General features: G+C 61.1%; 12 protein-coding genes. 3 read left to right on the forward strand and 9 right to left on the reverse strand.

Annotated features, from left to right (window positions below; all coding sequences use genetic code 11):
• Nucleotides 1-22 precede the first annotated feature (22 nt).
• From tauD to AC3WK5_RS17900, 7 genes are all read right to left on the reverse strand, one after another.
• Complete coding sequence (tauD, locus tag AC3WK5_RS17870; RefSeq protein WP_103318274.1) at nucleotides 23-865, reverse strand: taurine dioxygenase; 843 nt, start codon at nucleotides 863-865, stop codon at nucleotides 23-25.
• A gap of 59 nt (nucleotides 866-924) precedes the next feature.
• The gene (gene tauC / locus AC3WK5_RS17875) at nucleotides 925-1,764 is read right to left on the reverse strand and encodes a taurine ABC transporter permease TauC (RefSeq protein WP_103318272.1); all 840 of its coding nucleotides are present in this window, start codon (nucleotides 1,762-1,764) and stop codon (nucleotides 925-927) included.
• Entirely contained in the window at nucleotides 1,761-2,555 is a 795-nt protein-coding gene (gene tauB / locus AC3WK5_RS17880) for a taurine ABC transporter ATP-binding subunit (RefSeq protein WP_103318270.1), read from the reverse strand. The genes tauC and tauB overlap by 4 nt, the downstream gene beginning before the upstream one ends.
• A 16-nt stretch (nucleotides 2,556-2,571) precedes the next feature.
• A complete protein-coding gene (tauA, locus tag AC3WK5_RS17885; RefSeq protein ID WP_103318310.1) occupies nucleotides 2,572-3,549 on the reverse strand; it encodes a taurine ABC transporter substrate-binding protein in 978 nt (325 codons plus the stop codon).
• Nucleotides 3,550-3,824: 275 nt separating this feature from the next.
• Nucleotides 3,825-5,408, reverse strand: coding sequence for a glutamate--cysteine ligase (gene gshA, locus AC3WK5_RS17890; RefSeq protein ID WP_054595092.1), 1,584 nt, complete (start codon nucleotides 5,406-5,408; stop codon nucleotides 3,825-3,827).
• A gap of 292 nt (nucleotides 5,409-5,700) precedes the next feature.
• Entirely contained in the window at nucleotides 5,701-6,084 is a 384-nt protein-coding gene (locus AC3WK5_RS17895) for a PaaI family thioesterase (RefSeq protein WP_054595093.1), read from the reverse strand.
• A complete protein-coding gene (locus tag AC3WK5_RS17900) occupies nucleotides 6,084-8,408 on the reverse strand; it encodes a Tex family protein (protein ID WP_103318267.1) in 2,325 nt (774 codons plus the stop codon). Before AC3WK5_RS17900 ends, AC3WK5_RS17895 begins: the two co-directional genes overlap by 1 nt.
• A 361-nt stretch (nucleotides 8,409-8,769) precedes the next feature.
• Between AC3WK5_RS17900 and ompR the strand changes: the two genes are divergently transcribed.
• Nucleotides 8,770-9,510 carry an osmolarity response regulator transcription factor OmpR gene (gene ompR / locus AC3WK5_RS17905; RefSeq protein ID WP_054595095.1) on the forward strand — a complete coding sequence of 247 codons (741 nt, stop codon included), beginning with the start codon at nucleotides 8,770-8,772 and terminating at the stop codon, nucleotides 9,508-9,510.
• Nucleotides 9,511-9,618: 108 nt separating this feature from the next.
• On the forward strand, nucleotides 9,619-10,932 hold the full coding sequence (locus AC3WK5_RS17910; RefSeq protein WP_054595096.1) for an ATP-binding protein: 1,314 nt from the start codon (nucleotides 9,619-9,621) through the stop codon (nucleotides 10,930-10,932).
• A gap of 167 nt (nucleotides 10,933-11,099) precedes the next feature.
• Here AC3WK5_RS17910 and rimK read toward each other — a convergent pair whose 3' ends face one another.
• Both rimK and rimB read right to left on the reverse strand, forming a co-directional pair.
• Nucleotides 11,100-12,005 (reverse strand): 30S ribosomal protein S6--L-glutamate ligase, encoded by a 906-nt coding sequence (gene rimK / locus AC3WK5_RS17915; protein WP_054595097.1) that lies wholly within the window; start codon nucleotides 12,003-12,005, stop codon nucleotides 11,100-11,102.
• The gene (gene rimB, locus AC3WK5_RS17920) at nucleotides 12,002-12,484 is read right to left on the reverse strand and encodes a retropepsin-like aspartic endopeptidase RimB (protein ID WP_054595098.1); all 483 of its coding nucleotides are present in this window, start codon (nucleotides 12,482-12,484) and stop codon (nucleotides 12,002-12,004) included. Before rimB ends, rimK begins: the two co-directional genes overlap by 4 nt.
• Before the next feature lie 219 nt (nucleotides 12,485-12,703).
• On the opposite strand from rimB, the gene AC3WK5_RS17925 reads away from it, so the two are divergent.
• Nucleotides 12,704-13,111 carry an RNA-binding S4 domain-containing protein gene (locus AC3WK5_RS17925; RefSeq protein WP_103318264.1) on the forward strand — a complete coding sequence of 136 codons (408 nt, stop codon included), beginning with the start codon at nucleotides 12,704-12,706 and terminating at the stop codon, nucleotides 13,109-13,111.
• The last annotated feature ends 178 nt before the right edge of the window (nucleotides 13,112-13,289 follow it).

Genomic DNA, 13,289 nt, shown 5'->3' on the forward strand with positions numbered 1-13,289 from the left:
TGTCAGTAAAGAAGTTCGGTGTTTAGCTGAAAAACGGCACATCCCCCAACACCGTCGCCCGGTGCATCACCCGCCGTGCTGGCCGGTAGTCGTCCACCGCAAAATGCTGGGTTACGCGGTTATCCCAGAACGCCACGTCGTTCTCCTGCCAACGCCAGCGAATGGTAAATTCCGGCCGGGTAGCATGGGCGAACAGCAGCTTCAGAATCGCTTCGCTTTCGGTTTCCGAGAGTTCATTGATCTTCGTCGTGAAGCCTTCATTGACGAACAACGACTTGCGCCCGCTCACCGGGTGCGTGCGGATCACCGGATGCGACAGCGGCGGGTTTTTCTTGCGCGCGTCTTCCCACTGAGCCAGTGCTTCAGGCGTGTTTCCAAAGCGTTCCAGCGGGAAGGATTTGACGAAATCGTGGGTCGCGGTCAGGCCTTGCAGCAGGTTTTGCAGATGCACTGAAAGGGCCTCATATGCCGCAATACCGCTGGCCCACAAGGTGTCGCCACCAAACTCCGGCAACAGCTTGGCGCTGAGCACCGCGCCAAGGGCCGGGGTCGGCAGGAAGGTCACGTCGGTGTGCCACACGGCGTTGTCACGCACATCGGTATGAGCGGTGTCGAGGATCAACACTTCTGGCTGTTCCGGCACATTCGGGTAGATCGGGTGAATATGCAGGTCGCCGAAGTTCGCCGCGAAGCGTGCCTGCTGTTGCGGGTTGATCGGCTGCTCGCGGAAGAACAGCACTTGGTGCTTGAGCAGTGCCTGCTCGATCGCATCGCGCTGTTCGAGGTTCAACGGCTGGGAGATATCGACGCCGCTGATCTGCGCGCCTAGGGCGGTGCTGAGTGGGGTGACGGTCAGGCTGCTCATGGCTTTCTCTTCAATTCGGGCGCCGAACTGTCGGCGTAGTCAGTGCTTAAAAAAACGTCTCAATGCGTCTGGCCATGCCACGGCACCAGTTTGCGTTGCAGCGCACGCAGGCCCATTTCCATGGCGAAGGCGATCAGCGCAATCACCAGAATCCCCAGCACCACCACATCGGTGACCAGAAATTGCGCGGCCGACTGCACCATGAAGCCCAGGCCGCTGGTGGCGGCGATCAGCTCGGCAGCCACCAGCGTCGACCAACCCACGCCCAAGCCAATACGCACGCCGGTCAGAATGTCCGGCAACGCGCTCGGCAAAATCACATGGCGAATCAGCTGGGCCCGGGTCGCGCCTAACGACTGCGCCGCGCGCAACTTGGCCGGGTCGACGGTGCGCACACCGGTCGCGGTGGCGATGGCGATCGGGGCGAAGATCGCCAGATAGATCAGCAACACCTTGGACAGCTCACCGATGCCGCACCAGATCACGATCAGGGGCAGGTAGGCCAACGGTGGTATCGGCCGGTAGAACTCGATCAGCGGGTCGAGAACGCCGCGTGCGATGCGGTTGTGACCGATGGCGATACCGACCGGCACGGCGGTCAGGACTGCAAAGCCCAGGCCCAGACCAATCCGGCTGAGGCTTGCGCCCAGATGTTGCCAGAGGGTCGAGTCCATATAGCCCGTGGTCGCCAGCAACCAGCCTTTTTGCAGGACAGCCGCCGGCGGTGGCAGGAACAACGGCTCGATCAGACCACTGGCGGTAACAGCCCACCAAACCGCGAGCAAAGCGATCAGCGTCAGTACGCTGATCCAGCGTGTGCCGAGGCTGCGACGCAGCGGAATCAGCGTCGATGGGCTGGTGGGGCTGGCCGTCGTGGCCGGGATTTCATAACTGCTCATGCGCGCTCCTGCCGCTGGGCGGCGCTGCGTTGGGAGAACACACGGGCGAGTACGTGTTCGCGGGTTTCGATAAAGCGTGGGTCGGATTTGATCGCCCGAGCCGATTCGCCAGCGGCGTAACGCTGACCGAAATCCAGCTGCAGGCGCTCGACGATTTGCCCAGGGTTGGGCGCCAACAGAATCAGATCCGTGGCCAGGAATACTGCTTCTTCAATGTCATGGGTAATCAGGAACACCGGTTTGGCGGTGCGTCGCCAGACTTGCAGCAACAGTTCCTGCATCTGTTCGCGGGTGAACGCGTCGAGGGCGCCGAAGGGTTCGTCCATCAGCAGCACGCGTGGGTCGGCAGCGAGTGCGCGGGCCAGGCCGACACGTTGTTTCTGACCGCCTGAGAGCTGCCAGATGCGGCGCGCATCAAAGCCTGCGAGGTCGACCAGCGCGAGCATTTTCCGGGCACGGACTTCGCGTTTATCACGCGGTACACCGGCCAGTTCCAGACCGAAACCGACATTGGCCAACACGTCCTGCCAGGGCAGCAGCGCGTCGTCCTGGAACACCACCCCACGCTCGGCGCTCGGACCTTTGACCGGCACGCCGTCAAGGGTGATGCGTCCGGCGCTGGGTTCGACGAAGCCGGCGATCAGGTTCAACAGCGAGGTCTTGCCGCTGCCGGACGGGCCGAGGGCGACCAGCAATTGCTGGGGCCCAAGGCTTAAGGAAATGTCCGCCAGCACCGGTTCGGCAGTGCCGGGGTACTGTGCGCTGATGCGCTCCAGCTGAAGCAAGGCCATCGCGGTCAACTCCCGATCAGTTAGTGATGTACTTGGCGCTGACGTAAGGGGCGTAGTCCGGCAGCACGGCCTCGACCTTGCCTTGTTCCTTGAGGAACGCCGCGGTATCGGTGATGGCCTTGGTGGTCGGCGCGCCAAGGGTGATCACCTGATCAGCTGCCAGCGGGTAGACGTTGCCTTGCAGCAGCAACGGGATGTCGCTGGCCTTGGCGCCGGAGAGTTTCACCAGTTTGTCGACATTGCCCTTATCCGCCAGCCAGGCTTGTGGGTCTTTGCGGTAGTGGGCGTAGGCGTCGAGGGTGACTTTGGCGAAGGCACTGACGATTTCCGGGTGCTTCTCGGCGAAATCCTTGCGCACGATCCACGCATCGAAGGTCGGCGCGCCGAACTTGGCCAGTTCGCCGGAAGTGATCAGCACGTTGCCGTTTTCCTTGGCAACACCCAGCGCCGGGTCCCACACGTAGGTCGCGTCGATGTCGCCGCGTTTCCATGCGGCAATGATTGCTGGCGGCGCGAGGTTGAGGATCTGGACTTTCGACGGGTCGATGTTCCAGTGCTTGAGCGCGGCCAGCAGGCTGTAGTGACCGGTGGAAACGAATGGCACGGCGATTTTCTTGCCGATCAGGTCCTGCGGGGTCTTGATCCCGGAACCGTCACGGGCCACCAGCGCTTCGGCGGCGCCGATCTGGGTGGCGATGAGGAAGGTTTCGACCGGAACCTTGCGGGTGATTGCAGCCGTCAGCGGGCTGGAGCCGAGGTAGCCGATCTGCACGTCGCCCGAGGCGATGGCAGCGATGATGTCGGCACCGTTGTCGAACTTGCGCCAGTCGATTTTGGCGTGGGTGGCGGTTTCGTAACTGCCGTCAGCCTGGGCGACTTTGGCTGGGTCGACGGTGGTCTGGTAGGCAACGGTGACATCAGCCGCTTGGGCGAAAAAGCTCGCTGCAGCCAGGGAAGCGGCCGCCAGGAGGCGTAGGGGGAAGTGCAGTTTCATCATGAAAGTCCTCATCAGGCGGCCGGGGTTTCGGCGAGTGATGAGACTAAATGATCTAAGAATTCGAAAATAAATAACTTTTTCGAATGAGCTTATGAGCGGAAAAACCTGACAGCGACCTGTGTACAGCATTGTGGCGAGGGAGCTTGCTCCCGCTCGTCTGCGAAGCAGACGCAAAATCAGCGACGGGTTTTATCAGGTAAAACACTATCGCTGGAATTGGGAGTCCTTCGGACTCCAGCGGGAGCAAGCTCCCTCGCCACAGAGGTGTATATCTAGTTACTGATCGCCAGAATGCTCGCCTGGTACGACCCGACAAACACGTCGAAATCACCGACTTCGTTCTGCTCAAGCTCAGTTTGCTGAGCCAGCGACGAGCGCGCCAGCTCTTCAAAGCGCGCCTGCTCTTCGGCAGGCAGCGGCTCGCTGCGGAAGAACTCGGCGTGGGCCTGACTCTGGCGCAGGGAGAACTGGGCGAAGCTTTCCTTGTGCTCGGTCATCGCTGCCAGCACTTGCGCAGAAGGGGTCAGGGAAGGGTTCTGGATTTTCGCCAGTTGTGCGTCGAGGGCTTTGCTGTGGGCGTCACCGCCGTGGCTCTGATCGAGCAGCGCGGCCAGCGGGGCGATTTTTTCCAGTAGCTCCAAGGCCCACTCTTTCATGTCCACCGACTGACCATCGCGTTGCAATTGCAGGCCCGGACGACGACCTTCCTTGACCACGCTGAGGAAGTTCGAGGTGGCGTTGCCGCAAGTGGTGGCGGTCAGCAGCGGGCTGTCGTTCAGCGCGCAATACAGCAGGAATGCGTCGAGGAAACGTGCCTCTGGCAGGTCGATACCCATTGGCATGAACGGGTTGATGTCCAACAGGCGCACTTCAACGTACTGAATGCCACGGGCCATCAGCGCCTGAATCGGCCGTTCGCCGGTGTAGGTCACGCGTTTCGGGCGGATGTTGGAGTAGTACTCGTTTTCGATCTGCAGGATGTTGGTGTTGAGCTGAACCCACTCACCGTCCTGGTGCGTGCCGATTTCGACGTACGGCGGGTACGGCGTGGCCACTGCTTTGCGCAGGCTGTCGGTGTAGCTGTTCAGGTCGTTGTAGCACGGTGTCAGTCCGGCTTGCGCGTTGCTCTGGTAACCCAGGTCGCTCATGCGCAGGCTGGTGGCGTACGGCAGGTACAGGGTTTCGGCGTCAAATTGCTCCAGCTGATGGGAGCGACCGCGCAGGAAGCCGGCGTCCAGCGCTGGCGAAGAGCCGAACAGGTACATCAGCAGCCAGCTGTAGCGGCGGAAGTTGCGGATCAGCGCGATATAGGCCGCCGACTGATAGTCGCGGTCGGTGCCGACAAAGCCTTCAGCCTCTTTGAGCAGCGGCCAGAGCTTTTCCGGCAGGGAAAAGTTGTAGTGAATCCCGGCGATGCATTGCATGGTCTTTCCGTAACGCAGGGCCAGGCCTTTGCGGTAGACGTACTTGAGCTGACCGATGTTGGAGGTGCCGTAGTAGGCGATCGGGATATCTTCCTCGGCCGGCAGCGGGCACGGCATCGACGGACTCCACAGGTACTCGTTGCCGAGCTTGCTGTAGGCAAAACGGTGAATCTTGTCCAGGCTCGCCAGCGTGTCCGCTGGGTCCGGCAGGGCAGGCGTGATGAACTCCAGCAGCGACTCGGAATAGTCGGTGGTGATCTGTTCGTTGGTCAGCGCGGAACCCAGGCTTTCAGGGTGCGGCGTTTGCGCCAGGCGACCTTCGCCCGTCACGCGCAGGCATTCACGTTCGATGCCGTGAAGACACTGTTCGAGCAGAGAGAGGTTAGCGCGCTCGCCGAGCAGAGCCAGGCGGCGGTTGAGAAGTTCGCTCAAGTTGGATTCCTTCACGCGTCAGTCGCCCCAATATGGGGGTGGGCAGGACGGTCTACAAGGGTGAAGTTAAAACTGGCGTTTTCGCCTCATTATCGAGCTGCACAGGCCTGCTGCCAGTCAGTCAGGAACTAATCGCCGCAATCCCTGTGGGAGCGGGCTTGCTCGCGAAGAGAGAGTGTCAGTCAACATTGAAGTCGCCTGACACACCGCCTTCGCGAGCAAGCCCGCTCCCACAGGAAACGTCGGCGCAGCTTTCGCAGCGCCGAAATTAACTCAAATTGATGATGCGCATCTACAGGACAGCGAACGTGCCTTGTGCTTTTGCGACCAGTTTGTCGCCTTGCATCACATCGGCTTCGACCACCAGCGTGCGCCGGCCCGGGTGAATCACCCGCGCCGTGCACATCACCTCGCCTTCAGCCACGGCGCGGATGTAGTTGATCTTGCACTCGATGGTCGCGCTCTGCTGGTCAAAACCATGGGAACTGGAACAAGCCAGCCCCATGGCAATGTCCACCAGACTGAACAACGCCCCGCCATGCAGCTTGCCGCCGCGATTACGCAGCTGCGGCTCAAGTGCCAGGGCGACTTGCGCCACCCCGACCTCAAGACTGTGCAAGCGGCAACCCAGCAGCTTGAAAAAAGCGCTTTCGGTCAACCCCGCAGGGATTTCCATCAGCGTTTCTTCAGCTGCTTGGCATTGGCGAACAGCGACGCCATGGCATTGTTGCCTGGAGCGGCTGCCGTGGTTTCTTTACGCGGTGCAGGGTTCGAAGACTGACGCGGCGCCGAGCCTGGACGCGCGCCACGAGCGCCGTCGATCTTCTCACCCGGGGTGTCGCTCATGCGCATCGACAGACCCACACGTTTACGCGGGATGTCGACTTCCATGACCTTGACCTTGACCACGTCACCGGCTTTCACCGCTTCACGCGGATCCTTGATGAATTTCTCCGAAAGCGCGGAGATATGCACCAAGCCGTCCTGATGCACGCCGATATCGACGAAAGCACCGAAGTTGGTCACGTTGGTCACCACGCCTTCGAGGATCATCCCCAGCTGCAAGTCCTTGAGGTCTTCGACGCCTTCCTGGAACTCGGCAGTCTTGAACTCTGGACGCGGGTCGCGGCCGGGCTTTTCCAGTTCTTGCAGGATGTCGGTGACCGTTGGCAGACCGAAGGTTTCGTCGGTGTACTTCTTCGGATCGAGACGCTTGAGGAAAGCGGCGTCGCCGATCAGCGAGCGGATGTCACGGTCGGTTTCAGCGGCGATGCGCTGCACCAGCGGGTAGGCTTCCGGGTGAACCGCGGAGGAGTCCAGCGGGTTGTCACCGTTCATCACGCGCAGGAAGCCGGCGGCCTGTTCGAAGGTCTTTTCGCCGAGACGGGCGACTTTCTTCAAGGCAGCACGGGTTTTGAATGCACCGTTTTCATCGCGGTGGGTCACGATGTTCTGCGCCAGGGTCGCGTTGAGGCCGGAAATGCGGGCCAGCAGCGCAACGGAGGCGGTGTTCACGTCGACGCCAACGGCGTTCACGCAGTCCTCGACCACCGCGTCCAGGCCGCGCGCCAGTTTCAACTGCGACACGTCGTGCTGGTACTGGCCGACACCGATGGATTTCGGGTCGATTTTCACCAGCTCGGCCAGCGGGTCTTGCAAGCGACGGGCAATCGACACCGCGCCACGGATCGACACGTCGAGGTCCGGGAATTCCTTGGAGGCCAGTTCCGAGGCCGAGTACACCGAAGCGCCGGCTTCGGAGACCATGACCTTGGTCATTTTCATCGCCGGGTATTTTTTGATCAGGTCCGCGGCGAGCTTGTCGGTTTCACGGCTGGCAGTGCCGTTGCCGATGGCGATCAGGTCCACCGAGTGCTTGGCGCACAGGGCGGCGAGCACGGCGATGGTCTGGTCCCACTTGTTGTGCGGCACGTGCGGGTAAACCGTAGCGTGATCCAGCAGCTTGCCGGTGGCGTCGACCACCGCCACCTTGCAACCGGTGCGCAGGCCCGGGTCCAGGCCTAGTGTGGCGCGTGGGCCGGCAGGCGCGGCCAGCAGCAAGTCGTGCAGGTTGTGCGCGAACACGTTGATCGCCTCGGTCTCGGCGCCGTCACGCAGCTCGCCGAGCAGGTCGGTTTCCAGGTGGGTGTAGAGCTTGACCTTCCAGGTCCAGCGCACCACTTCACCGAGCCATTTGTCGGCCGGGCGGTTCTGGTTGGCGATGCCGAATTGCTGACCGATCATGCCCTCGCACGGGTGCATGGTGCCCGGCAGCTCGTCACCGACTTTCAGCGCGGAGCTGAGAATGCCTTCGTTGCGGCCACGGAAAATCGCCAGGGCGCGGTGCGATGGCATGCTTTTCAGCGGTTCGTCGTGTTCGAAATAGTCGCGGAACTTGGCGCCTTCTTCTTCCTTGCCGGCGATCACGCGGGCACTGAGGGTGGCTTCCTGCTTCAGGTAACTGCGCAACTTGTCGAGCAGGTTGGCGTCCTCGGCGAAGCGTTCCATGAGGATGTACTTGGCGCCTTCGAGGGCCGCTTTCACATCCGCCACGCCTTTTTCAGCGTTGACGAAGCGTGCGGCTTCGGTGTCTGGCGTCAGGTTCGGGTCGTTGAACAGGCCGTCGGCCAGTTCGCCAAGGCCGGCTTCCAGGGCGATCTGGCCCTTGGTGCGGCGTTTTTGCTTGTACGGCAGGTACAAGTCTTCGAGGCGGGTCTTGGTGTCGGCGAGTTTGATATCGCGCTCGAGTTGCGGGGTCAGCTTGCCTTGCTCTTCGATGCTGGCAAGGATGCTGATGCGCCGTTCGTCGAGTTCTCGCAGGTAGCGCAGACGCTCTTCCAGATGACGCAATTGCGTGTCATCGAGGCTGCCGGTCACTTCTTTCCGGTAGCGGGCGATGAAGGGCACCGTGGAGCCTTCATCGAGTAGCGCGACGGCCGCTTCGACCTGTTGTGGGCGTACACCGAGTTCCTCGGCGATGCGGCTGTTGATGCTGTCCATAAAACCACCTGACAAATTGTGAAAGCAGGCTCGCGGGCGCAGGGAATAAGGCCCGGCGAGTCTGGTTGAGCGGCCTGGCGAGCGCCGCTACCTGGATCAAAAGGCATCCCATTGACCCGTGGAATCGAACAATTACTGCCGGGCGATGAAAAATAAAAAGCCGCCACCGGCAGTAACGATCAGACGTTGCCCGACACAAAAGGCCGCGCATTATAACCGCCGTTCTGCCCGATGGGGGCATCGCAGGCTGTAGGCATAAAGGCCATGTCGCTGGCGGTAGAGGAAAAATCTGCTAACAATGCACACGGTGCGTATAACGGCAGCTACGCCATAATGCGCACCGAGATCAAAGGAGCATCCAATGAGCAGCACTGCACAAACTGCTGAAGGCGAAAAAATTCTTATCGTTGACGACGATCCGGGGCTCAGCAGCCTGCTGGAACGTTTTTTCGTCAGCAAGGGCTATCGTGCCCGCGCCGTACCGAACACCGAACAGATGGATCGTTTGCTGGCGCGTGAAGTGTTCAACCTGGTCGTCCTCGACCTGATGTTGCCCGGCGAAGACGGCCTGACTGCGTGCCGTCGTTTGCGTGGCGCAAACAATCAGATTCCGATCATCATGCTCACCGCCAAGGGCGATGAGCTGAGCCGTATCAAGGGCCTGGAACTGGGCGCCGACGATTACCTGGCCAAGCCGTTCAACCCGGACGAGCTGATGGCGCGTGTCAAAGCGGTCCTGCGTCGCCAGTCGGCTCCCGTACCGGGCGCACCGGGCAGCGAAGACGAAAGCGTGACCTTCGGTGATTACGAATTGTCGCTGGCGACTCGCGAACTCAAGCGCGGCGACGAAGTACACATGCTCACCACCGGTGAATTCGCGGTGCTCAAGGCGTTGGTGATGAATGCGCGTCAACCACTGACCCGCGACAAGCTGATGAATCTGGCCCGTGGCCGCGAATGGGATGCACTGGAGCGTTCCATCGACGTCCAGATCTCCCGCCTGCGCCGGATGATCGAGCCTGATCCATCGAAACCACGCTACATTCAAACGGTCTGGGGCGTGGGTTACGTGTTCGTTCCGGACGGCACCGCGACCAAGTGATCGGTGATTTGTAGGAGCGGGTCAGCCGGGTAACGTGTCACCCGGTTGATTCGCGATCCGCAATTCTGCGAGCTTCGCTCGCTCCTGCAAAGTATGTAGCGGTTGTCTATGAAAACCCCCGTGTGGTTCCCCCAAAGTTTCTTCTCTCGCACCCTCTGGCTGGTGCTGATCGTCGTGCTGTTTTCCAAGGCGCTGACCCTGGTTTATCTGTTGATGAACGAGGACGTGCTGGTGGATCGCCAATACAGTCACGGTGTCGCGCTGACCTTGCGTGCCTACTGGGCTGCGGACGAAGAAAACCGGGCAAAGATTGCCGATGCCGCGACACTGATTCGTGTGGTGGGCGCCGGTGTTCCCGAGGGTGAACAGCATTGGCCCTACAGCGAAATCTACCAACGCCAGATGCAGGCCGAACTGGGTGCCGACACCGAAGTGCGATTGCGCATGCACGCACCGCCGGCGCTTTGGGTTCGGGCCCCGAGCCTGGGTGACGGCTGGTTGAAAGTACCGCTGTACCCGCATCCGTTGCGTGGCCAGAAAATCTGGAACGTCCTCGGCTGGTTTCTCGCCATCGGCTTGTTATCCACCGCGTCGGCGTGGATTTTCGTCAGCCAGCTCAACCAACCGCTCAAGCGGCTGGTCGATGCCGCCCGGCAACTGGGCCAGGGGCGCAGCGTGCGCCTGCCGATCAGCGACACGCCGAGTGAAATGACCGAGGTCTATCGGGCGTTCAACCAGATGGCGGAAGACGTTGAACAGGCCGGCCGCGAACGTGAATTGATGCTCGCCGGGGTATCACACGACCTGCGCACACCGTTGACCCGTTTGCGTCTGTCGCTGGAGCTGATGGGTAATCACAGCGACCTGAGCGACGACATGGTGCGTGACATCGAAGACATGGACGCGATTCTCGACCAGTTCCTGGCATTCATTCGCGATGGTCGGGACGAGTCGGTCGAGGAAGTCGACCTGAGTGATCTGGTGCGCGAAGTAGCGGCGCCTTACAACCAGAATGAGGAGCGGGTGCGCTTACGCCTGGAGCCGATCCAGCCATTCCCGTTGCGCCGGGTCTCGATGAAACGTCTCTTGAACAACCTGATCGGCAACGCCTTGCATCACGCGGGCAGCGGCGTTGAGGTGGCGGCGTATGTTTCGGGCGACGTCAGTGCGCCTTACGTGGTGCTGAGCGTCATGGACCGTGGCGCCGGGATCGATCCGTCAGAGCTGGAAGCGATCTTCAACCCGTTCACCCGTGGCGACCGCGCGCGGGGCGGCAAGGGCACCGGGCTAGGGCTGGCCATCGTCAAGCGAATTGCGTCGATGCATGGCGGCAACGTTGAACTGCGCAACCGCTCCGGTGGCGGCCTGGAAGCGCGAGTGCGGTTGCCGCTTGGGCTGATGTTGCCGAGGGATGCTGTCTAACGGCAGGTCGCGATCCTTGTGGCGAGGGAGCTTGCTCCCGCTCGGTTGCGCAGCAACCGCAAAACCAGCGATTGTGTTTAACCTGATCCAGCACAACCGCTGCATTTGGGAGTCCTTCGGCCTCCAGCGGGAGCAAGCTCCCTCGCCACCATGGGACTGGCCGAGCGTTAGCCTTTTCCTTTGGTCCGCGTCATATTCGGCCCGCCGTTCTTCTCGATGTGCTGAATGATGATCCCCGCCACGTCCTTGCTGGTGGTGGTTTCGATCCCTTCCAGCCCTGGCGACGAGTTCACTTCCATCACCAGTGGCCCATGGTTGGAACGCAGGATATCCACACCCGCCACGCTCAAACCCATGACCTTGGCCGCACGCAGCGCGGTCATGCGCTCTTCGGGGGTGATCTTGATCAGGCTGGCGCTACCGCCACGGTGCAGGTTGGAACGGAACTCGCCGGGCTTGGCCTGACGCTTCATCGCGGCGATCACCTTGTCGCCGACCACGAAGCAGCGAATGTCCGCGCCGCCGGCTTCCTTGATGTATTCCTGAACCATGATGTTCTGCTTGAGGCCCATGAACGCCTCGATCACCGACTCCGCCGCCGTCGCCGTTTCACACATCACCACGCCGATGCCCTGAGTGCCTTCCAGCACCTTGATCACCAACGGTGCGCCGTTGACCATTTCGATCAGGTCGGGAATGTCGTCCGGCGAGTGAGCAAAACCGGTGACCGGCAAACCGATACCGCGACGAGAAAGCAATTGCAGCGAGCGCAGTTTGTCCCGCGAGCGGGCGATGGCCACCGACTCGTTGAGCGGGAACACGCCCATCATTTCGAACTGGCGCAACACCGCGCAGCCGTAAAAAGTTACCGAGGCGCCGATCCGCGGGATCACAGCGTCAAAGCCTTCCAGCGGCTTGCCGCGGTAGTGGATCTGCGGCTTATGACTGGCGATGTTCATATAGGCGCGCAGGGTATCGATCACCACCATCTCATGGCCGCGTTCGGTGCCGGCTTCAACCAAACGACGAGTGGAATACAGACGCGGGTTCCGCGACAGCACAGCGATCTTCATGCAACACCTGTGGAAGAGGTAGTGGACACCGGGAACACCGGCTTGTCTTGAACGTATTTAATGCCTGGATTGACCACCAATTGGCCGTCGATCAGGGCTTTGGAACCGAGCAGCAGGCGATAACGCATGGACTTGCGGCAGGCGAGGGTGAACTCCACTCGCCAAACCCGATCGCCGAGCGCCAGGGTGGTACTGATCACGTAACGCACCTGTGCTTGGCCATTGGAGCTTTTAATGGTCTTCATCGTCACCAGCGGCGCTTCGCAGCGACGGTGACGCAACTGCACCACCGTGCCCAGGTGCGCGTTGAAACGCACCCACGTTTCCCCGTCGCGCTCGAACGGCTCGATTTCGGTGGCATGCAGGCTGGAGGTGCTGGCGCCGGTGTCGATCTTCGCCCGCAGGCCCGCGACTCCCAAATCAGGGAGCGCCACCCACTCGCGCAGACCCACAACGGTCAAATGGTCAAATGTCTTCAAATGTGCTCAACCGGTGAGGAACCGTTCGCACCGCAAAGCGGCCGAATTTGCGGTATTCACGCAGAATAAAGGTTAAAAGGCGACAGATATCTACGGCCCGGATTCTCGGCTGCCGAGCGAGGCTCGAAAGCGTCGCGCATTGTATGCTGAACCGGCGAAATTCATGGCACGACAGAAACGGTAGTACAGTTCAGAAATATTTCAGAATGAGGAAAACCCATGGCACAAAAAAACGAAGAGGACGACAAAGTCCGTCTCGATAAGTGGTTGTGGGCGGCGCGCTTCTACAAAACCCGTGCGTTGGCCAAAGCAGCGATCGAAAGCGGCAAGGTGCATTGCCGGGGGGAGCGCTGCAAGCCGGGCAAAGAACCGAGGATTGGCGACGAGTTTCAGATTCGCGCCGGTTTCGATGAGCGCACCGTGGTGGTCCAGGCACTCTCGATCGTCCGCCGTGGCGCCCCTGAGGCCCAGTCGTTGTACGTTGAGACCGAAGCCAGCATCGCCAAACGCGAAAACGCCGCAGCCCAGCGCAAGGCCGGTGCGTTGGGCGTCAGCACTGACGGCAAACCGAGCAAGAAACAGCGCCGGGACCTGTTCAAGTTTCATGGCGGGAACGCAGGCGAGTAATCGCGCTTGTGTGGCGAGGGAGCTTGCTCCCGCCGGCCGGTCCGCGCTCGGGCGAAGCAGCCGTAAACCCAGCTTCCGGGTAGTACCTGACCTCACCGCGTTGGCCGGGTCTTGGAGTCCTTCGGCCTCCAGCGGGAGCAAGCTCCCTCGCCACAGGCTAACGGGGCTAAACTAGCGA

The sequence above is a fragment of the Pseudomonas sp. FW306-02-D09B genome, assembly GCF_058782685.1.

Bases quoted from the DNA above. Each gene is read 5' to 3' on its own strand.
- AC3WK5_RS17900 (WP_103318267.1), bottom strand. From the start codon at position 8,408: ATGGACAGCATCAACAGCCGCATCGCCGAGGAACTCGGTGTACGCCCA.
- AC3WK5_RS17925 (WP_103318264.1), top strand. From the start codon at position 12,704: ATGGCACAAAAAAACGAAGAGGACGACAAAGTCCGTCTCGATAAGTGG.
- AC3WK5_RS17910 (WP_054595096.1), top strand. From the start codon at position 9,619: ATGAAAACCCCCGTGTGGTTCCCCCAAAGTTTCTTCTCTCGCACCCTC.
- AC3WK5_RS17895 (WP_054595093.1), bottom strand. From the start codon at position 6,084: ATGGAAATCCCTGCGGGGTTGACCGAAAGCGCTTTTTTCAAGCTGCTG.
- ompR (WP_054595095.1), top strand. From the start codon at position 8,770: ATGAGCAGCACTGCACAAACTGCTGAAGGCGAAAAAATTCTTATCGTT.
- tauC (WP_103318272.1), bottom strand. From the start codon at position 1,764: ATGAGCAGTTATGAAATCCCGGCCACGACGGCCAGCCCCACCAGCCCA.
- tauA (WP_103318310.1), bottom strand. From the start codon at position 3,549: ATGAAACTGCACTTCCCCCTACGCCTCCTGGCGGCCGCTTCCCTGGCT.
- rimK (WP_054595097.1), bottom strand. From the start codon at position 12,005: ATGAAGATCGCTGTGCTGTCGCGGAACCCGCGTCTGTATTCCACTCGT.
- tauD (WP_103318274.1), bottom strand. From the start codon at position 865: ATGAGCAGCCTGACCGTCACCCCACTCAGCACCGCCCTAGGCGCGCAG.
- tauB (WP_103318270.1), bottom strand. From the start codon at position 2,555: ATGGCCTTGCTTCAGCTGGAGCGCATCAGCGCACAGTACCCCGGCACT.